Source organism: Streptomyces sp. NPDC049915 (assembly GCF_040656475.1).
In the GTDB taxonomy this organism is placed as follows: domain Bacteria; phylum Actinomycetota; class Actinomycetes; order Streptomycetales; family Streptomycetaceae; genus Streptomyces.
Map to the genome: position 1 here is coordinate 1 of NZ_JBFAMH010000016.1, position 18,679 is coordinate 18,679.

An 18,679-nucleotide genomic window follows, 5' to 3' on the forward strand; every position below is an offset into this window, starting at 1 on the left:
ATGGCGGGGGAGTAGACGGCGCCGCCGGCGCAGGGGCCGACGACGAGGGAGATCTGGGGGATGACGCCGGAGGCGTGGGTGTTGCGGCGGAAGATCTCGCCGTAGGCGCCGAGCGAGGCGACGCCTTCCTGGATGCGGGCGCCGCCGGAGTCGTTGATGCCGATGACGGGGCAGCCGGTCTTCAGGGCGAAGTCCATGACCTTGCAGATCTTCTGGCCGTAGATTTCGCCGAGGGCGCCGCCGAAGACGGTGAAGTCCTGGGAGAAGACGGCGACGGGGCGGCCGTCGACGGTGCCGTAGCCGGTGACGACGCCGTCGCCGTAGGGGCGGTTGTTCTCCAGGCCGAAGTGGGTGGAGCGGTGGCGGGCGAACTCGTCCAGTTCGACGAAGGAGCCCTCGTCGAGAAGGAGTGCGATGCGCTCACGGGCCGTCAGCTTGCCCTTGGCGTGCTGCTTTTCGACGGCGCGTTCCGAGCCGGCGTGCGTCGCTTCCTCGATACGGCGCTGCAGATCCGCGAGCTTGCCCGCGGTCGTACGGATGTCGATGTCGTTCACTTCTCGCTCCACCAGGACTTTCTCTCGCTCCACCGGGACTTGGGCTGATCAGAACGTGTCGTGCGGGACGTGCACACCCCACACGTCGCGCAGGGCGTGGGACACCTCGCCGACGGTGGCACGCAGGCGCAGCGCCTCCCGCATCGGGGGCAGCACGTTGTCCGTGCCGCGCGCGGCGGCCCGCAGGTCGTCCAGGGCCCGCTCGACGGCGTCGTTGTCGCGCTCCGCGCGCAGCACCGCGAGGCGTTCACACTGGTCGATCTCGATCTGCGGATCGACGCGGAGCGGTTCGTAGGGCTCCTCCTCGTCGAGGACGTACTTGTTGACCCCGACGACGGTGCGCTCCTGGTGATCGATCTCCAGCGCGATGCGGTACGCCGACTTCTCGATCTCGGACTTCTGGAAGCCCTGCTCGATCGCGGCGACCGCGCCGCCGCGGTCCTCCACGGCCTGGATCAGTTCCAGGGCGGCCGCCTCGATGTCGTCCGTCATCGACTCCACGACGTAGGACCCGGCGAAGGGGTCGACCGTCTTGGTCACGTCGGTCTCGTAGGCGATGACCTGCTGTGTGCGCAGGGCGAGGCGTGCGGCCTTCTGCGTGGGCAGGGCGATGGCCTCGTCGTAGGAGTTGGTGTGCAGGGACTGGGTGCCGCCGAGGACCGCGCCGAGGCCCTGGAGGGCCACCCGGACCAGGTTGACCTCGGGCTGCTGGGCGGTGAGCTGCACACCGGCGGTCTGGGTGTGGAAGCGCAGCATCTGCGACTTGGGGTTCTTCGCGCCGAACTCGTCGCGCATGATCCGCGCCCAGATGCGGCGGGCGGCACGGAACTTCGCGATCTCCTCCAGCAGCGTGGTGCGGGCGACGAAGAAGAAGGACAGGCGCGGCGCGAAGTCGTCCACGTCCAGGCCGGCCGCGAGCGCGGCGCGCACGTACTCCTTGGCGTTGGCCAGGGTGAAGGCGATCTCCTGAACGGGCGTCGCCCCGGCCTCGGCCATGTGGTAGCCGGAGATGGAGATGGTGTTCCAGCGCGGCAGTTCCTTGTGGCAGTAGCCGAAGATGTCGCTGATCAGCCGCAGGGACTGCTTCGGCGGGAAGATGTAGGTGCCGCGGGCGATGTACTCCTTGAGCACGTCGTTCTGGATCGTCCCGGTCAACTGGTCACCGGATACGCCCTGTTCGGCCGCGACGAGCTGGTACAGCAGGAGCAGCGTGGAGGCGGGGGCGTTGATCGTCATGGACGTCGACACCTTGCCCAGCGGCAGGCCCTGGAAGAGCGTGCGCATGTCGTCGATGGAGTCGATCGCCACGCCGACCTTGCCGACCTCGCCGCGGGCGATCGCCTCGTCGGAGTCGTAGCCCATCTGGGTCGGCAGGTCGAAGGCCACGCTCAGGCCGCCCGTGCCCGCGGCCACCAGTTCGTGGTAGCGCTCGTTGGACTCCTTCGCCGTGCCGAACCCGGCGTACTGCCGCATGGTCCACGGGCGGCCCGTGTACATCGTCGGATACACGCCCCGGGTGAACGGGAACCGGCCCGGCGCGCCCAGCTTGGCGTCCGCTTCGGCCTGCGACAGGGCCGGCCCGTCGTAGACGGGCCGGATCGGCAGACCGGACTCGCTCTGTGCAACGGAATCCACGCCGGAACCTCCTCTGGTACTCGATATACACTAAACGGTACTCAGTGCCGTTGGCGGGGGCAAGAGCCGTCCGGCCATCGGGACGGGAGAGGATGTGGGGTCATGAGCAAGCCACCCGCGCGGATCCGACTCGCGGACGCCGCCTTCGCCCTCTTCGACGAGCGCGGATACGAGCAGACCACCGTCGACGACATCGCCGAGAGGGCCGGAGTGGGACGGACCACGTTCTTCCGGCACTACCGGTCGAAGGAAGCGGTGATCTTCCCCGATCACGACCGGCTGCTCGACCTGATCCGGGAGCGGCTGGCCACCTCCAGCCACCGCACGGCGCTCGTCGCGGTGTCGGACGCGGTGCGCCTGGTGCTGCTGCACTACCTGGAGGAAGGGGACCTCGCGCGTCGGCGGTACGCCCTGACCAGCAAGGTGTCCGCGCTGCGGGACCGGGAGATCGCCAGCGTGGCGCGCTATCAGCGGCTGTTCCGCGAGTTCATCGCGGAATGGATGGGCGACCCCACGACGGCGGCGTCCCTGCGGGCCGAACTGATGGCGGCGGCCGTCGTCGCGGCCCACAACCACGTGCTGCGCCGCTGGCTGCGCGGCGAGTCCGCCGACCCGGTCGCGGAGGTCGACGAGGCGATGGGTGAGGTGCTCGCCCTGTTCCCGGCGCCCGCGGCCGACGGGGGCGGCCCCGAGGGCGGTACGACGGTCGTCGCCTTCCGCAGCGGCCAGGACCTGGAGGCACTGCTGCCCGCACTGCGCCGGCTGGTGGAGGGCGGCTCGGCGAACTGACCAGCGGCGGGTCCGGGAACACGCCGGAACAGCGCCCGCCGCCTCCTTCGCGGCGAGCGCCGTCCGGCGCGATTCGGCGGGGCTACAGCCGCGCGCTCCGGTGAGTCGGGCGGCCGTCCAGCACCGTGAGGACCACCGGCAGCTCCGGCAGGTCCGTGGCGGCCGTGGTGAGCGGGTTGTCGGCGAAGACAGTCAGGTCGGCGCGGTGGCCCACGGCGAGCAGGCCGGCGCGGTCCTCCTCGCCGGCCGCGTGGGCCGCGTTGACCGTCATCGCCTGGAGCGCCTCCAGGGCGGCGAGCGCCTGCTCGGGGCCGTGCGGCGGCTGGGACAGGTCGCGGGTGGGGCGCCGGTGGCGGGCGCCGGACATCACGGTCAGCGGGGGGAAGGGGGCGATGGGCCAGTCGGAGCCCAGGACGACCCGCGCGCCGGCATCCCACAGGTCGCGGCAGCGCCAGGCGCGGGCGGCGCGTTCCTCGCCGAGCCGGCGCGACCAGTTGTCGGTGTGGTCGGCGCGGGTGTAGTCGCAGCAGTGGGTGGGCTGCATGGAGGCGATGACGCCCAGCTCGGCGAAGCGGCGCACGGTGTCGTCCGGGACCGGCCTGGAGGAGGTCCTGCCGGGCTGGTTCACGCCCGTCTTCCTGTGCGCCCTGGTCCTCGGCACCGTCGCCATCAACGCCCTGACCGGTTACAGCGCGGGGCTCGCCCTGCAGGCGGTCGGGCTGCGCATCCGCCGGACCATCAGCGTCCTGTTCGACGGCACCGCCGCGGTCGCCCTCACCCTGTACGCGCTGCTGGTCTCCGACTTCCTCGACACCGTCAGCCAGGTCCTGCAGCTGACCGTCATCCTGCTCGGCCCCAGCATGGCCGTCTACGCCACCGACATCGTCCTGCGCCGCAACCGCTACGACGGACTCGCGCTGATGGACGAGACGCCCGCGAGCCCGTTCTGGTACCGGGGCGGCGTCAACCGGGCCGGGGCCGGCGCCCTCGCCGCGGGCGTCACCGCCGGGGCCCTGTGCGTCGACACTCTCTACACCGGCCCTGTGGCCGGCGCCCTCGGCGGGATCGATCTGTCCCTGCCGGCCGGCATGATCGTCGCCGCGCTGGTGTACGGGCTCACCATGCGCCGTTCCGCCGGTGTGCGCGCGGCCCGGGAGGTGGCGTGAACCGCGTCGGCGTGCTCAACATCTCCGGGGGCTCCCCGAAGCAGCGCGGCTACGACCGCGGACGCCTGGCCCGCGCCGGGATCGCCCGCTCCTGGGCCGTCTACGACCGGCTCTTCACGACCCTGGCCGCACAGCACCGGCGCACGATCGACGTCCCCGCGCTCGCCGAACGCTCGGCCGAGGCCACGAGGGCCTGGGCACCGGAACTGGTCGAGGAGATGGAAGGCGTCGCCGAGGGTGCCGAGGTGCCCTTCTGGACCATCGCCGCGCTCAACGCGCGCACCGAGATCCTCGCCGAGGCCGGCGCCCCGCGCACCGGCGAGTGTTCCACCGTCGTCCGCACCGGCACCCCGGCGACCGGTGGTCAGTGCTGGGACTGGCACGAGGAACTGGCCGACGCCTGGCACCTCCAGACCGTCACCGGCGGCGCACACGGCTTCGCCGGCATCACCGAGCACGGCATCCTCGCCAAGATCGGAGTCAACGACGCCGGGGTCGGCGTGCTCTTCAACATCCTCGGACACCAGGACGACGGGGTGGGCGGGGTGCCCGTCCACCTGGTCGCCCGGCGGGTTCTGGGGGAGGCGGGCTCCTTCGAGCACGCCCTCGCCCTGCTCGCGCACGCACCCGTCTCCGCCTCCACCGTGCTCACCGTGGTCACCGCCGACCGGGCGGCGTCCGTCGAGCTGAGCCCGGCCGGCAGCGCGGTCGTCCACCCCGACGCGGAGGGATGGCTGGTGTGCACCAACCACTTCCTCGCGCCCGGCCTCGCCGCCGGCGAACTGCGCGGCCGGCGGGAGCCGGAGACGTACGACCGCCACCGCGTCCTCAGCCGGCGTGTGCTCGGCCGTGCGGCCCCCGCCGGCCCCGGCGAGCTGGCCGAACTGCTCACCGCGCACGGCGACGAGGACGGCGCCCAGGTCTGCTGCCACGCCCCGGACGGCGGGGAGCCGGGCAGCCGCTGGGCGACGCTCGCCACGGTCGCGCTCGACGTCGCCGGGCGGCGGCTGGCGGTGCACAAGGGCGGACCCTGCAGTGCGGGACCCGCCACTTGGACGTCGGTCACCGCGACGACGCGCTGACTGGCAAGCCGCCCCGGCCGGTGCGGGGCGGGGGCCGGGCCCGGCGGCGCGAGGAGCGTCATGGGCGGGCGGCGGCGCGAGAAGCACCGTCGGGCGAGCGAGGGGTGCGGGAAACACCGTCGGACGAGCGAGGGCGCGAGAAGCGTGGTCGGGCGAACGGGCGAACGGCGGCGCGTGACACGCCACCGGACGGACGAACGACCGGCCTCGCGCCCAAGTCGGTCATACCGTGCCACATATGATGAAACGCCACTTCTCCTACCTGGCCTGCACCGCTGTGCTCGCCGGCGCCGGAATCGGCGCGGCCCCGCCCGCGCCCCAGCCGCACACGCACGTGGTGCATCCCGGGCAGTCCATCCAGAAGGCCGTCGACGCGGCCCGCGCCGGGGACACCGTCCTCATCGCCCCCGGCACCTACCACGAGAGCGTCACGGTGCGCACGGCCGACCTGACCCTGCGCGGCATGGGCCGCGACACGGTGATCAAGCCGGCCGCCACCAGGGCGACGACCAGCTGTGCCGCCAACGGCAACGGCATCTGCGTCATCGGCAACAAGCACCACAACCTCAAGGGCGTCACCGTCGCCTCCCTCACCGTGACCGGGTTCCCCAAGTCCGGGGTGTTCGCCATGGCCACCGACGGACTGACGGTGCGCCGGGTGAGCGCGGTGAAGAACGGTGTCTGGGGCATCGCCCAGGAACGCTCCGTGCGCGGCGTGTTCGTGCACAACACCGCCCGGGGCAACGGCGACGCCGGCCTGTTCCTCGCCAACACCATCACGGCCGAGGCGGGTGCGACGAACACCCAGGGCACGGTCGTCGAGTACAACCGGCTGCAGGACAACCGCATCGGCGTCACCGTGCGCCGGCTGCGCAACCTGGCCGTCGCGCACAACGGCATCAGCGGCAACTGCGCGGGCGTCTTCGTCGTCGGCGACGAGAACAAGCCCAAGGCCGGCGACCTGAGGGTGGCCGACAACCGCATCGCGGAGAACAACAAGTCCTGCCCCAAGACCGAGCGGCTGCCCGCCCTGCAGGGCTCCGGCATCGTGCTGACCGGTGCCGAGAAGGTCCTGGTGACCGGCAACGAGGTCACGGGCAACTCGGGCGCCTCGCCGCTGTCCGGCGGCATCGTGCTCTTCAAGAGCATGGTGGGCGTCACCAGCGAGCGGAACACGATCAGGGGCAACAAGTTGTCGGGCAACGCCCCGGCCGACCTGGTCAACACCGACACCGCCAAGAACAACACCTTCACGGGCAACACATGCGCGGCCTCCCGGCCCGCGGGCCTGTGCTGATCCCAGGACGCGACGTCCGGTGAAATCCGGACAGGAAGGAAGGCGGCGCATGACGACCGCACAGACCGCCCCACCGCCGCCCATGCGGCTCAGGGAGCTCGTGTTCGGGGCGGCGTGCGCCGCCGCCCTCCGCGCGGCCGCCCGGCTGGGCGTCGCCGACGCGCTGGGGGAGACCCCGACGGCCGTGGAGGACCTCGCGGCCGCGGTGAAGACCGAGCCCAAGCCGCTGCGGCGCCTGCTGCGGGCCCTGACCTGCTACGGCGTCTTCGCCGAGCAGGCGGACGGCACCTTCGCGCACACCGAGATGTCCCGGCTGCTGCGCGAGGACGACCCGCACAGCCTGCGGGCCATCACCCTGTGGTGCACCGAACCGTGGACCTGGGACGCCTGGCCCCTGCTCGACGAGGCCGTGCGCACCGGTCGCAACGTCGTCGAGGAGCTGTACGGCAAGGAGTTCTTCACCTATCTCCACGAGGACGCCCCGGAGTCGGCGGCCGTCTTCAACCAGGCCATGACGACCTCCAGCCGCCAGTCGGCGCAGGACGTCACACGACTTCTCGACCTGTCGGGGAGCAAGTCGGTGGCCGACATCGGCGGCGGCCAGGGACACGTGGTCGCCGGCTTCCTGGAGAAGTACCCGGCGATGCGGGGCACCCTGCTCGACCTGCCGGGCGTGGTGGAGAACGCCGACCCGCGGCTGCGCAAGGGCGGCGCCCTCGCCGACCGGGTGGACATCGTCGCCGGCGACTGCCGGGTCGCCATCCCGGTGCAGGCGGACGTCTACATCATCAAGAACATCCTGGAGTGGGACGACGAGAGCACCGCGCGGTGCCTGCGCAACGTCGTCGAGGCCGGCGGTCCCGGCGCCCGGGTCGTGGCGATCGAGAACCTCGTCGACGACACCCCGTCGATGCGGTTCAGCACCGCCATGGACCTGCTCCTGCTGCTGAACGTCGGCGGCGCCAAGCACACCACCGACAGCATGGTGCGCCGGCTGACGGCCGCGGGGCTCGTCATCGACGACATCAGCCCCGTCAACCCGTATCTGCACGCCTTCGACTGCACGGTGGCCGGCTGACCGGCGGGCCACACGGCACACGACGGAGGCGGGACCGCTCGGGTCCCGCCTCCGTCGTGTGGGTCGGCCCGCGTCACTCCTGCGGCGAGCGGCGGTCCGTGATCGGCTCCATCCGGGCCAGCGCCACCACGTGACGCAGGTCCACGCCGTCGGCCACGGCGCCCTCGCCGTCCAGCAGCGTCGTCAGATCAGCGACCTGCCGCGCGTCGGTGAGGCCGAGGACCCGGGCGGGGTCGGCCTCCAGACCGCCGCGCACGTCGAGCAGCCGGACCACGATCTCGTCGCGCTGGAAGATCGTGGAGCGCAGGACCGGGCTCTTCGGGTCCTCTGCCGCCGCCTCGTCCCGCTGCGCGAGCAGCTGCGCCAGCCGCATGCCCTCGCCCGGCCGGGCCGGGTAGTACAGCGCGTGCCGCTCGCCCTCCGCCTCCCGCAGCCCCTGGTCCGTCGTGACGTGGTGGACGGCCGGCAGCCCGGCGCGGGTGAAGAACACCCGTGCGGAGTCCGGGTCGTCGAGGTCCCGGTCCTGCTCCAGATGCGGGTTGATGGCCTCCTCCACCGCCCGCACCTGCGGCTGGCGCGCCACGTGACGCAGCGCCGCGAGCAGGTCGCCGCGCACCTCGATGGCCCGCACGACCCGGTTGCCGTGCATGAACAGGGACGTGCGGCACAGCCGGGTGGTGTCGTCGACGCGCGGCTCCGGTGAGGCGTAGTCGGCGAGGATCTTGGCGACGACCTCCTCGGTGCCCGGCTTGACCGTGAAGGTCAGCGCGTGCCGGATGATGCCGTCACCGATCCGCGGCGAGGCCTGCAGCTGAGCCGTGGGAGCAGCGACGGCCGGCTCGGCCCCGGTCTCGCGGACGACGTGGAAGCGCAGCGAACGGGTGTCCCGGACGCAGCCGTGCAGCGGCCGCACCATCCGCACGTGCTCCTCGCTGTTGACCCAGGCGAGGAACGGCGGGGCGCTCTCCCACTCGCTCGTGATGAGCCACTGGGAGGGGTTCTCGATCGACTGGCACAGCTGCTCGCTGCGGTGCCCCGGCACGGACGCGACATGGCTGCACAGCTGTTCGTAGGCCTCCAGGAACTGCTGCTGGGCGCCGTCGTTGACGTCCACCAGCAGGACGACCCGCAGTCTGGAGCCGTCGAACACGGACTGGGAGACCCGCTGCGACACCTGCCGTGCCGGCGGTCGTTCTGAGGTCGTGGTCATCCTGCGCACGTCTCCTTCGCGGGACAGCGGAAAACGGGGAATCTGCGTCCGATCCTGTGCCGCTCCCGGCACCGCCGCGACTCGTGCGGACCACGCGGGTGAGTGCCCGGCGCGGCGCCGACCCGGGAGGTGAAGAGAAAGGCCCGGAGGGTACTCGTCGCGCGTCCCACCCGCTCGCGGAGGTGTACCGTGTCCCGACCCGCAGACCGTGTCCAGGACCCCTGGGGGACCCGGACCCCCTTTGCGCCCGGCAGCCCCTGGCCGCAGCGCACCGACCAGCACCTGGCCGATGGGATCACCGAGGACCAGGTGGAACGCTGGGTTCCCGCCGCCTCGGTGCTGCACTCCAACGGTGACGCCATGGACATCGCCGTGGCGCAGGGCCGGATCGTCGGGGTGCGGGGCCGGCCCGGCGACCGGGTCAACCGCGGTCGCCTGGGTCCCAAGGACCTGTACGGCTGGCAGGCCAACAACTCCCCGGACCGGCTCACCCGCCCCCTGGTGCGCCAGGGCGGGCGGCTCGTCGAGACGGACTGGGACACCGCGATGGAGCGCGTCGTGGCCCGCAGCAAGGAGCTGCTGGCCGACAAGGGGCCCGGCTCGATCGGCTTCTACACCACCGGCCAGCTCTTCCTCGAGGAGTACTACACCCTCGCGGTGCTGGCCCGGGCCGGCATCGGCACCAACCACCTCGACGGCAACACCCGGCTGTGCACCGCCACCGCCGGGGAGGCGCTGAAGGAGACCTTCGGCTGCGACGGGCAGCCCGGCTCCTACGAGGACATCGACCACTGCGACACGCTCGCGCTGTTCGGGCACAACATGGCCGAGACGCAGACCGTGCTCTGGGCGCGTGTCCTGGACCGCCTGGAGGGTTCGGCGCCGCCCCGCCTGGTGTGCGTCGACCCACGCCATACGGCGGTGGCGCGCAGGGCCGAGATCCACCTCGCCCCGCGCCCCGGCACCAACGTGGCGCTGCTCAACGCCCTGCTGCACGAGATCATCCGCACCGGCCGCATCGACCGCGACTACCTCGCGCGCCACACCGTCGGCTTCGAGGAACTGGCCGCCATGGTCGAGCCGTGCACCCCGCGCTGGGCCGCCGGCATCTGCGACGTACCGGCCGCCGCCATCCAGGGCGCGGCGGAGATCCTCGGCGGCGCCGAGCGCCTCACCTCCACCGTCCTGCAGGGCGTCTACCAGTCCCACCAGGCCACCGCGGCCGCCGTCCAGGTCAACAACCTCCACCTGATCCGCGGCATGCTCGGCCGCACCGGCTGCGGACTGCTCCAGATGAACGGCCAGCCCAGCGCCGAGAACACCCGCGAGTGCGGCGCCAACGGCGACCTGCCGGGCTTCCGCAACTGGCAGAACGACGAGCACGTCGCCGAGCTGGCCCGGCTGTGGAACGTCACCCCCGAGACGATCCCGCACTACGGGCCGCCCACCCACGCGATGCAGATGTACCGCTACGCCGAGCAGGGCTCGATCCGCATGCTGTGGATCTCCGGCACCAACCCCGCCGTCTCCCTGCCCGAACTTGCCCGCATCCGCTCGATCCTGGCCCAGGAGCGGCTGTTCGTGGTCGTGCAGGACCTGTTCCTCACCGAGACCGCCCAGCTCGCCGACGTGGTCCTGCCCGCGGCGACCTGGGGCGAGAAGACCGGCACCCTCACCAACGCCGACCGCACCGTGCACCTGTCGGAGAAGGCCGTCGAACCGCCCGGCGAGGCCCGCCCCGACCTGGACATCTTCCTGGAGTACGCGCGGCGGATGGACTTCCGTGACAAGGACGGCGGCCCGCTGATCACCTGGCACGACCCCGAGTCGGCCTTCGCGGCCTGGCAGCGGTGCAGCGCCGGACGGCTGTGCGACTACACCGGCCTGAGCTACGACCGGCTGCGCGCCGGAGGCGTCCAGTGGCCCTGCACCCCCGACCACCCCGAGGGCACCGCCCGCCTCTACACCGACGGCTTCCCCTTCGCGCACCCCGAGGCCTGCGAGAGCTTCGGCAAGGACCTGGTCACCGGCGCCACCATGGAGCCGGTCGAGTACCGCTCCCTCAATCCGGACGGCAAGGCGCTGATCAAGGCCGCCGAGTACGTCCCACCGCACGAGGGCACCTCGCCGGAGCACCCGCTGACGCTGATCACCGGGCGCACCGTGTACCACTTCCACACCCGCACCAAGACCGGCCGCGCCCCCGAACTGAACGCCGCCGCCCCCGACGTATGGGCCGAGATGAGCCCCGAGGAGGCCTCCCGGCAGGGCCTGGGCGACGGCGACCTCGTCCAGGTCACCACGCCGCGCGGCGCGATCCGCGCCCGGCTGCGCACCACCGCCATGCGCGACGGCACCGTCTTCGTGCCGTTCCACTACGGCTACTGGGACACCCCGCAGGGCCACCGCCCGCCGGACGACGGACCCGGCCGCGCCGCCAACGAGACGACGATCACCGACTGGGACCCCGTCTCCAAGCAACCGCTGTTCAAGACGGCCGCGGCCCGCGTCACCCTGGTCGCCCGCCGCGACACCGCGGAGCGCGCCCGCACCGAGGCAGGGAGCAGGACATGACCGGCATCAGCGTGACACTGCGCGCCCTGCACGACGGGGAGCGCGACCTGGAGGAAGCCCTGCTGGCCGCCGCCGAACGGCACCGTACGGAACACGAGTTCCGCCATGTGGCCATCGACTGCGCCCGCTGGTCGCGCGAGCACAGCACCCGTCTGGCCGCCCTCGGCCACCACTACGGCCTCGACCTGCCCGGGCCGCACGACCATCCCACGCCCGGCGCCCTGGCCACGCTCAGGGAGAAGGCCGCCGAGGCGCTCGGCCGGCGCCCCGAGACCGGGCTGCTGCTCCTGAACGACCTGCGCGATCTGCACCTGGCCGCCGGCCGCAACTCCGTCCACTGGGAGATGCTCGGGCAGGCCGCACAGGCAGCCCGGGACGAGCGCCTGCTCGAACTCGTCTCGTCCTGCCATCCCCAGACGCTGCGTCAGATGCGCTGGACCACCACGATGATCAAGGTGCTGTCACCGCAACTGCTGCTGAGCACCTGACCGCGGGCCGGTCAAGAGCGCCGGCGCCCGCACGGCGGGCGCCGGCGCTCAGGCCGACCGCACGGGCATCGGCTTCAGCCCGTGTGGGTGAAGGTCTCTCCGGTCTGTCGGGCGCGCAGGTCCTCGAGGGTGCGCTGCTGGCGCGCGGCCCGCTCCAGGAGTACGTCGAGGCGGGCGGCGTCCAGGCGCGGCTCGACGTCCGTGAGGCGGCGCAGCGACTGCCAGCCGGACGCCTTGCCCTCCACCGCCATCCGCAGCATCTCGAGCTCCAGCAGCGTGCTCAGCGGGGAGCGGCGCACCAGGCGGCCGTTGGTCTTGAGCCGGCCCGCCTTCTCGCCGAGCCAGCCCGCGTACGCCTTGTACCGGCGCACCGGAACGTCCACCGCCCGCATGATCTCCACCAGGCTCCGGCGGTCCTGGTCGATCTCGGCGGCGACCGGACGCAGGGCCGCGCCGAGCTCGGTGCCCTGCTGCGCACGCGTCAGGTACCGCACGCGTTCCACCCCGGCAGTGGCGCCCGCGAGGTGGTCGTTGAGATAGATGCCGAGCAGGCCCCTGTCCACGGCACCGGACGGTCGGTCGTTCATCGTTCCTCCTCATCAGGGCCGTCTCCGTGCCCCGGCTCGGCCATCCTGCGGTGCACCGCGGCCTTGGCCGCGTCGGGCAGGACCTTGTCGGCCACGCCCTGCGCCTTCGTCTTCAGGGACCCGGTGACGACCTTCTTGCTGCCCTTCATCACCGCCTCGAACGCCTGCTCGGCGACCTGTGCGGGATCGTCCTTCTCCGCGCTGCCCACCCGGGTGTCCGTCATGCCGGCGCGACGGAAGAAGTCGGTCTCCGTCGGTCCGGGCAGGAACGAGGTGACGGTGACGCCGGTGTCCTTCAGCTCCTCCTGCAGGGCCTGGGCGAAGGACTGCACGAACGACTTGGAGGCGTTGTACACCGGCTGGAAGGAGCCGGGCATCATCGCCGCGATCGACGACGTGAACAGCATCCGGCCCACCCCGCGCGCCACCATCTGCCGCAGCAGCGGCTTGGCCAGCCGGACCGTCGACGTCACGTTCAGGTCGATCACCGCCTGGTCGTCGGCCAGGTCCGTGTCCACGAACGCGCCGCCCTGCCCCACGCCCGCGTTCAGCGCGGCCACGTCCACCTCCAGACCCGTCGTCGCCGCGACCAGCCGGTCGACGCCCGCCGGGTCCCGCAGATCCGCGCGCACGGCCCGCACCGAGACACCCGTCTCCCGCAGCCGCTGCGCCGCGTGGTCGAGGCGGTCGTCCTCGGCGTTCACCAGCAGATCGAAGCCGGCCTGCGCGAACTGCCGGGCGAGTTCGAATCCGATGCCGCTGGAGGCCCCGGTGACCAGGGCGAGCGGCCGTGTGTCAGTCATGCCGACCAAGTAACCGTGCCCCGCCCCGCCAACCGTCCACCACCCCGTGTTCGTCCAGCGGCCCCACCGTCAGGCCCGCCTGCCGGCAGCGGGTGACGATGTCCGGGAGCGCGGCGAGCGCGGCCCGCCAGCAGCCGGGGGCCGAGGTGACGTCGGAGTCGTGCAGCAGGATCGTCCCCCCGCCGCGCAGCTGCGCCGTCACCGTCGCCCGCACGGAAGCGGGGGTCGCGTCGGCCGTCCAGTCCCGCCCCCAGGCGCTCCACAGCACCGGCCGCAGCCCGGCGGCGCGGGCGGCCGCCCAGCGTCCGGAGGTGAGGATGCCGTACGGCGGCCGGTACCAGCGCGGACGGCAGCCCGTCAGGTCCCGCACCGCCGCGACGGCGGCCCGCACGTCCCGGGCGTCACGCACCGGGGTCGGCAGCCAGGGTCGGGTGTGGGCCCAGCCGTGCACGGCGACCTCGTGGCCCCGGCGGACGGTCTCGCGCACCACACCGGGGTGCGCGGCCGCCCGCGCGCCCAGCACGAAGAACGTCGCCCGCACCTCCAGCTCGTCCAGCGCGTCCAGGAAGCGGGGAGTGGACACCGGGTCGGGGCCGTCGTCGAAGGTGAGGGCGATGTGCCCCGCACGGCCCACCCCGGCCAGCCCCGGCAGCCAGCGCCGCCGCGGCCCGGGCAGCCACGTTCCGGCGGGCCCGACGTGCGCGAGCGCCAGCCCGACGGCACCGAGGACGGCCGTACGGCTGAGGGCGGCCTTACGGCTGAGGGCGGCGGGGTTCATGGGCGCTGCGCCTCCTCGCTCGGTTGCCGGGGGCTGTCCCAGGCGCCGGAGACCGACGGCGCCCGTGCCAGGCCCACGCTGCCCAGACCGATCAGCGTCACGCCGATCAGTTCCGGCACGATCCGCACGCCGAGCGCGATGTGCTCCTGGAACAGGGCCCAGCCCAGTGCCACGCTGGTCAGCGCGTCGCCCAGGGTCAGCGCGGGCTGCGACGCCGCCAGCGTGCCCGCCCGCAGCGCCCCCTGCAACAGCAGGAACGCCGTGAGTCCGGCGACGACCGTCGCGAACGGCGGCCACTGCTGCAGGACGGCGCCCACCCCCTGCGACAGCCGGCCCATGACCTCCTTCAGCAGCGCGGCCGTACACGCGAAGGACACCGCCGACGCGAGGCCCAGCAGGGCGGCGCGCGGCGCCCCCGCCACCGTCCGGGCCAGCAGCGCCAGTGCGGCCACCACGCCGAGGGCCACCGCCCCGGCCAGCAGCCAGCGCCCCGGCGAGGCGGTGGTGCGCCCCCCGGACGGCGCGGCCGCGCCAAGGAACAGCGCCAGCCCGGCCGCGAGCGCCGAGAACGCCAGCCAGGTCCGCCGGTCGGGCCGGTGCCCGAAGACCACGCTGCCCACCGCCAGCGTGAACAGCAGCTCCGCGGTCAGCAGCGGCTGCACCAGCGACAGGCCGCCCCCGGCCAGCGCCGCCGCCTGCAGCACCGTGGACGCGAGCAGCAGAAGCGAGCCGGCCAGCCAGTACGGCCGGCGCAGCAGGTGGGCGAACAGGCGCAGCGCACCGCGGGCCCCGACGCCGTGGGCGCGCTCCTCGGCTGCGGCGCGCCGCTGGAACACGGACGCGGAGGCGTTGGACAGCGCCGCGAGCAGCGCGAGGACGACGGTGAGCGCGGTCACCCGGCGCTCTCCCGGAGGTTCGTGCGCAGGCTCGTGCGGTGACTCGTCCCGCGGTTCATCCCGCGGCACACTCCGCGGTTCATCGCGCGGCTCACTCCGCGGTTCATCCGAACCGGGCGGCGAGCCGCCGGTACAGGCCCGGAGCCATGCCGTGCACCCGCACGGGCAGCCGCAGCCAGCCGGGGACGTACACCTCGTCCAGGTCCCGGCGCACGGCCCGCCACACGGCGTCCGCCACCCGCTCCGGCGGGACCGGCTTGGGCCACGCACGCCGGTAGGGCTCTCCGCGGCGTTCGAAGAACGGGGTGTCCACGACCCCGGGGACCACGTGGCTGACCCGCACTCCGCTGCCGTTCAGTTCGTAGCGCAGCGCGTCGGCGAAGACGCCGAGCGCGGCCTTCGCGGCCGAGTAGACTGCCTCGCCGCGCACGCCGACGGCGCCCGCCAGGGAGCCGACGAGCACCACCCGTCCGGACCCCGCCCGGACCATGTGCGGCACCATCTGCCGCACCAGGCCGATGGTCGCGGTGAGGTCCACCTCGATCACGTCCTGGATGGCGCGCGGCGGCATGGTGCGGAAGTCACCGGCCCAGCCGATGCCCGCGCCCGCCACCAGCAGGTCCACCCGGCCGGTGCGGTCCAGCACGAAGTCCGCCAGCCGTCGGTCGGTGCCGGGCGCGGTCAGATCCGCCGGGAAGACCGCACCGGACGCCTGCCCGGCGACGCGCTCCAGACGCAGCATGTCGCGGCCGTTGAGCACCAGATACCAGCCGCCGGCGGCGGCCAGCCGGCGGGCGACGGCCGCACCGATGCCCGAGGACGCGCCGGTCACCACGGCCACGCCCCGGTGCGCGGGCCGGCCGTCGGCGCCGAGCAGCCCGGGATCGGCGACCCGGCCCGGCACGCCCGCGGGCGTCTGGTGGGCGGATCGGGCGCTGAGCGGGGCACGGGGCATGTCAGGTGACCTCGAAGTGCGACGGAGAACGCCGGAGAGGAGTATCCCTTCTCAAGCTTGCCAAAATGCCAACGAATCGGGGCGGAACGGATGACATCGGGCCGGGAAGGGCCCCGGATCCTGCCCGTCCGGGCGGCCCCCACGGCCCCGGCCGCGGGGGCTTGGCTGTGCGGGTGAGCAGGGCGCAAGGGCGGCCGCGCGCGTGGCACCGTTTGGGTGGTGGCGGCGCGGGGGACAGCCGGAAGACGTGAACGACACCTCCACCGCCGGTACCGGCGGACCCCGGCGCATCCTGGTCGTCAGCGCGAGCATGGGCGCAGGCCACGACACCGTGGCCGCCGAACTCGTGCGCCGGGCGCGGGAACGCGGCCACCGGGCCGACGTCGTGGACGTCCTCGGCCTGCTGCCGCACCCGCTGGGCGGGGTGGTGCGCCGGACCTACCGGTCCTCCGTCCTGCACGCCCCCTGGGCCTACGAGGGCGTCTACCGCGCGCTGCTGCGCCGCGGCGACGGGCCGCGCCCGAGCGGGGTGCCGCTGGCCCGGCTCGCGGCCGGACGGCTCCTGGAGCGGGTGGAGCGCGCCGACGCCGACGTGGTCGTGCCCGTGTTCCACCTCGCCGCGCAGCTCACCGGCCATCTGCGGGAGCGCGGCCTGCTGCAGGTGCCGAGCACCGTGTGCCTCGTCGACTTCGCGGTCCACCGCCAGTGGCTGCACGCCGGAAACGACCGCTACTTCTGCCTCACCGAGCAGGCCGCCCGCGAGGTCCGCGAGGACATCGGCACCCCGGCCGAGGCGACCGGCCCCGTCGTGTCCCCCGCCTTCTTCGCACCCGGGAACGACTCACCCCCGGCCGCCGCCGGCAACGACTCACCCCCGGCCGCCGCCCGGGACGGCACGCCGACCGGCGCGGCCCGTTGGCGCGAGCGCTTCGCCCGGCACGCCCATGGTGACCGGCCCGTCGTGCTGTCGGCGGGCGCCTGGGGTGCCGCCTCCCGGCTGCCGGGCACCGCCCGGCTGCTCGCCCGAGCGGGCTTTCTGCCGGTCGTCCTGTGCGGCCGCAACGACCGGCTGCGCGCCCGCTGCGCCCAGCTGCCGGGCGTTCTGACCCCGGGCTGGGTCCAGGACATGCCGGGGCTGCTGCACACGGCCCGTGCGCTCGTCGACAACGCGGCGGGCCAGACCGCCGTGCAGGCCCTCGCCGCGGGGCTGCCCGTCGTCGCCCACCGGCCCGTGCCAGGCCACGGCGCGGAAGGGGTGGCGCGCATGGCGGCGCTCGGCCTGTCCGAGGCGCCCGCCGGCGAAGCCGCCCTGCTCGCTTCACTCGAACGGCTCACCGCCGACGGCCCCGAGCGCGCGGAGCGGATCGCGCGCGGACGCGCGCTGTTCCGGCAGGACGTGCTGGCCCGCGTGGCCGAGAGCGCCCGCACCGTACCGGCGTGAGCCGCCGCGAGACACCGGTGTGATCACAGGGACACGTGTTCCGGCCCGGCCACCGGGGCACCCGGCGCGCATGAACGTCACCGACCGCATCCTGCCCGACCGCACCCTCGCGGCCCTCGCCCAGGGCTACACCTGGCTGCCCGGCCTGCTGCGCCACGCCCCCGGCGGCGCGGCGGCCACCCGCGTGCTGGGCCGCCCCGCGCTCGCCGTACGCGGACCGGAAGCGGTGCGGTTCTTCTACGACGAGGACCACGTGCGCCGCTCCGGCGCGCTTCCCGGCCCCGTTCTGAGCACCGTGTTCGGGCACGGCGCCGTCCACACCCTCGACGGTGACGCCCACCGCGCCCGCAAACGGCTCTTCCTGCCCCTGCTGCACGCCGACCGGATCACCGCCCTCGTCGAGCACGCGATCCCCGCCTGGGACGACGCCGTACGGGACTGGGGCGCCGCCGAACAGGTGGTGCTGTTCGACGCGGTGGCCGAGGTGCTCACCCGCGGCGTGTGCCGCTGGGCGGGCGTTCCGGTCGACGAGGCCGACGGTGAGACCGAGCGACTCGCGCACGACCTGGTGGCCATGGTCGACGGCTTCGCCACCGCGGGCCCCCGGCACTGGCGGGCCCGCCGCGCCCGCAGCCGGCAGGAGCAGCGGTTCACCCGGCTGGTCGAGGACGTGCGCGCCGGGCGCACCGACGCCCCCGCGGGCTCGGTGCTGGCGGCCGTCTGCCACCATCGCGAGGCCACCGGCGAGGAGTTGGACGCGCACACGGCCGCCGTCGAACTGCTGAACGTCGTCCGCCCCACGGTCGCCGTCGCCTGGTTCGTGGCCTACGCCGCGCACGCCCTGCACCGGTGGCCGCAGCACCGGGAGCGGCTGCGCGGCGGCGAACTCTCCTACGCGGCCGCCTTCGTGCACGAGGTGCGCCGCTTCTACCCCTTCGCGCCCTACCTCGGCGGCGTGGCCGTCCGTGACCTGTCATGGCAGGGGGTGGCGGTGCCGGCCGGCGGGCTGGTCCTGCTCGACGTCTTCGGCCAGAACCACGACGCCGGGCTGTGGGGCGATCCGTACACCTTCCGCCCCGAGCGGTTCCGCCGGCACGTCGTCGACCGCGACGAACTGATCCCGCAGGGCGGGGGCGACCCCGCCACCGGTCACCGCTGCCCCGGCGAGGGCCTGACCATCGGGCTGCTCGAAGCGCTCGCCCAGCGGCTGGCCGCCCTCGACTACACGGTGCCGCCGCAGGACCTAAGGATCTCCCTGCGCCGCCTCCCGGCGAGGGTCGCCGACGGCTTCGTGATGCGCGACGTCCACGTCCCGGCGGCGCCTCGCACGGTGCACGCCGCCTGAC

The 18,679-nt window shown here is 73.6% G+C and carries 16 protein-coding genes and 2 pseudogenes; 9 read left to right on the plus strand and 9 right to left on the minus strand.

Translation table 11 applies throughout. The features are described 5' to 3' along the window. Together AB0J12_RS25175 and AB0J12_RS25180 are read right to left on the minus strand one after the other, a co-directional pair. On the minus strand, window positions 1-554 hold a 554-nt coding region (locus AB0J12_RS25175; protein WP_363266645.1), incomplete at its 3' end, for a carboxyl transferase domain-containing protein. Between the two features lie 48 nt (window positions 555-602). Beyond that, window positions 603-2,189, minus strand: a complete 1,587-nt coding sequence (locus AB0J12_RS25180; protein ID WP_363266646.1) for a methylmalonyl-CoA mutase family protein — start codon at window positions 2,187-2,189, stop codon at window positions 603-605. Between the two features lie 102 nt (window positions 2,190-2,291). Here AB0J12_RS25180 and AB0J12_RS25185 point away from each other — a divergent pair, with 102 nt between their 5' ends. Next, window positions 2,292-2,978 carry a helix-turn-helix domain-containing protein gene (locus AB0J12_RS25185; RefSeq protein ID WP_363266647.1) on the plus strand — a complete coding sequence of 229 codons (687 nt, stop codon included), beginning with the start codon at window positions 2,292-2,294 and terminating at the stop codon, window positions 2,976-2,978. A gap of 82 nt (window positions 2,979-3,060) precedes the next feature. Here AB0J12_RS25185 and AB0J12_RS25190 read toward each other — a convergent pair. Beyond that, window positions 3,061-3,573 (minus strand): annotated as a pseudogene (locus AB0J12_RS25190) (amidohydrolase family protein); the annotation flags it as partial. A 4-nt stretch (window positions 3,574-3,577) separates the two neighbouring features. Between AB0J12_RS25190 and AB0J12_RS25195 the strand changes: the two are divergent. The 4 genes and pseudogenes from AB0J12_RS25195 to AB0J12_RS25210 form a co-directional block, all read left to right on the plus strand. Then, window positions 3,578-4,144, plus strand: a pseudogene (locus AB0J12_RS25195) (cytosine permease); the annotation flags it as partial. Beyond that, window positions 4,141-5,226 carry a C45 family peptidase gene (locus tag AB0J12_RS25200; RefSeq protein ID WP_363266648.1) on the plus strand — a complete coding sequence of 362 codons (1,086 nt, stop codon included), beginning with the start codon at window positions 4,141-4,143 and terminating at the stop codon, window positions 5,224-5,226. The pseudogene AB0J12_RS25195 and the gene AB0J12_RS25200, both read left to right, overlap by 4 nt. A gap of 238 nt (window positions 5,227-5,464) precedes the next feature. Beyond that, complete coding sequence (locus tag AB0J12_RS25205) at window positions 5,465-6,523, plus strand: right-handed parallel beta-helix repeat-containing protein (RefSeq protein ID WP_363266649.1); 1,059 nt, start codon at window positions 5,465-5,467, stop codon at window positions 6,521-6,523. A gap of 49 nt (window positions 6,524-6,572) precedes the next feature. Then, window positions 6,573-7,601 (plus strand): methyltransferase, encoded by a 1,029-nt coding sequence (locus tag AB0J12_RS25210; RefSeq protein ID WP_363266650.1) that lies wholly within the window; start codon window positions 6,573-6,575, stop codon window positions 7,599-7,601. 73 nt (window positions 7,602-7,674) lie between these two features. Here AB0J12_RS25210 and AB0J12_RS25215 read toward each other — a convergent pair whose 3' ends face one another. Then, entirely contained in the window at window positions 7,675-8,811 is a 1,137-nt protein-coding gene (locus AB0J12_RS25215) for a SchA/CurD-like domain-containing protein (RefSeq protein ID WP_363266651.1), read from the minus strand. 189 nt (window positions 8,812-9,000) lie between these two features. Between AB0J12_RS25215 and AB0J12_RS25220 the strand changes: the two genes are divergently transcribed. Together AB0J12_RS25220 and AB0J12_RS25225 are read left to right on the plus strand one after the other, a co-directional pair. Beyond that, a complete protein-coding gene (locus AB0J12_RS25220; protein WP_363266652.1) occupies window positions 9,001-11,385 on the plus strand; it encodes a nitrate reductase in 2,385 nt (794 codons plus the stop codon). Then, on the plus strand, window positions 11,382-11,873 hold the full coding sequence (locus AB0J12_RS25225) for a hypothetical protein (RefSeq protein WP_363266653.1): 492 nt from the start codon (window positions 11,382-11,384) through the stop codon (window positions 11,871-11,873). Before AB0J12_RS25220 ends, AB0J12_RS25225 begins: the two co-directional genes overlap by 4 nt. 74 nt (window positions 11,874-11,947) lie before the next feature. Here the strand turns inward: AB0J12_RS25225 and AB0J12_RS25230 are convergent, their stop codons facing one another. The 5 genes from AB0J12_RS25230 to AB0J12_RS25250 all read right to left on the minus strand — a co-directional run bounded on the left by AB0J12_RS25230 (window position 11,948) and on the right by AB0J12_RS25250 (window position 15,892). Beyond that, window positions 11,948-12,460, minus strand: coding sequence for a hypothetical protein (locus AB0J12_RS25230; RefSeq protein ID WP_363266654.1), 513 nt, complete (start codon window positions 12,458-12,460; stop codon window positions 11,948-11,950). Then, window positions 12,457-13,263: an SDR family NAD(P)-dependent oxidoreductase gene (locus AB0J12_RS25235; protein ID WP_363266655.1), complete on the minus strand. Its 807-nt coding sequence runs from the start codon at window positions 13,261-13,263 to the stop codon at window positions 12,457-12,459. The genes AB0J12_RS25230 and AB0J12_RS25235 overlap by 4 nt, the downstream gene beginning before the upstream one ends. Then, window positions 13,256-14,041, minus strand: coding sequence for a polysaccharide deacetylase family protein (locus AB0J12_RS25240; RefSeq protein ID WP_363266656.1), 786 nt, complete (start codon window positions 14,039-14,041; stop codon window positions 13,256-13,258). Before AB0J12_RS25240 ends, AB0J12_RS25235 begins: the two co-directional genes overlap by 8 nt. After that, a complete protein-coding gene (locus AB0J12_RS25245) occupies window positions 14,038-14,937 on the minus strand; it encodes a DMT family transporter (RefSeq protein WP_363266657.1) in 900 nt (299 codons plus the stop codon). The genes AB0J12_RS25240 and AB0J12_RS25245 overlap by 4 nt, the downstream gene beginning before the upstream one ends. Before the next feature lie 103 nt (window positions 14,938-15,040). After that, on the minus strand, window positions 15,041-15,892 hold the full coding sequence (locus AB0J12_RS25250; RefSeq protein WP_363266658.1) for an SDR family NAD(P)-dependent oxidoreductase: 852 nt from the start codon (window positions 15,890-15,892) through the stop codon (window positions 15,041-15,043). A 310-nt stretch (window positions 15,893-16,202) separates the two neighbouring features. Here AB0J12_RS25250 and AB0J12_RS25255 point away from each other — a divergent pair, with 310 nt between their 5' ends. Then, a complete protein-coding gene (locus tag AB0J12_RS25255; protein ID WP_363266796.1) occupies window positions 16,203-17,333 on the plus strand; it encodes a galactosyldiacylglycerol synthase in 1,131 nt (376 codons plus the stop codon). Between the two features lie 70 nt (window positions 17,334-17,403). Then, entirely contained in the window at window positions 17,404-18,678 is a 1,275-nt protein-coding gene (locus tag AB0J12_RS25260; RefSeq protein WP_363266659.1) for a cytochrome P450, read from the plus strand. Window position 18,679 lies beyond the last annotated feature (1 nt).

Coding starts and splice junctions, on each gene's coding strand:
- AB0J12_RS25210 (WP_363266650.1), top strand. CDS start 6,573: ATGACGACCGCACAGACCGCCCCACCGCCGCCCATGCGGCTCAGGGAG.
- AB0J12_RS25230 (WP_363266654.1), bottom strand. CDS start 12,460: ATGAACGACCGACCGTCCGGTGCCGTGGACAGGGGCCTGCTCGGCATC.
- AB0J12_RS25250 (WP_363266658.1), bottom strand. CDS start 15,892: ATGCCCCGTGCCCCGCTCAGCGCCCGATCCGCCCACCAGACGCCCGCG.
- AB0J12_RS25255 (WP_363266796.1), top strand. CDS start 16,203: ATGGGCGCAGGCCACGACACCGTGGCCGCCGAACTCGTGCGCCGGGCG.
- AB0J12_RS25205 (WP_363266649.1), top strand. CDS start 5,465: ATGATGAAACGCCACTTCTCCTACCTGGCCTGCACCGCTGTGCTCGCC.
- AB0J12_RS25215 (WP_363266651.1), bottom strand. CDS start 8,811: ATGACCACGACCTCAGAACGACCGCCGGCACGGCAGGTGTCGCAGCGG.
- AB0J12_RS25185 (WP_363266647.1), top strand. CDS start 2,292: ATGAGCAAGCCACCCGCGCGGATCCGACTCGCGGACGCCGCCTTCGCC.
- AB0J12_RS25260 (WP_363266659.1), top strand. CDS start 17,404: ATGAACGTCACCGACCGCATCCTGCCCGACCGCACCCTCGCGGCCCTC.
- AB0J12_RS25235 (WP_363266655.1), bottom strand. CDS start 13,263: ATGACTGACACACGGCCGCTCGCCCTGGTCACCGGGGCCTCCAGCGGC.
- AB0J12_RS25225 (WP_363266653.1), top strand. CDS start 11,382: ATGACCGGCATCAGCGTGACACTGCGCGCCCTGCACGACGGGGAGCGC.
- AB0J12_RS25240 (WP_363266656.1), bottom strand. CDS start 14,041: ATGAACCCCGCCGCCCTCAGCCGTAAGGCCGCCCTCAGCCGTACGGCC.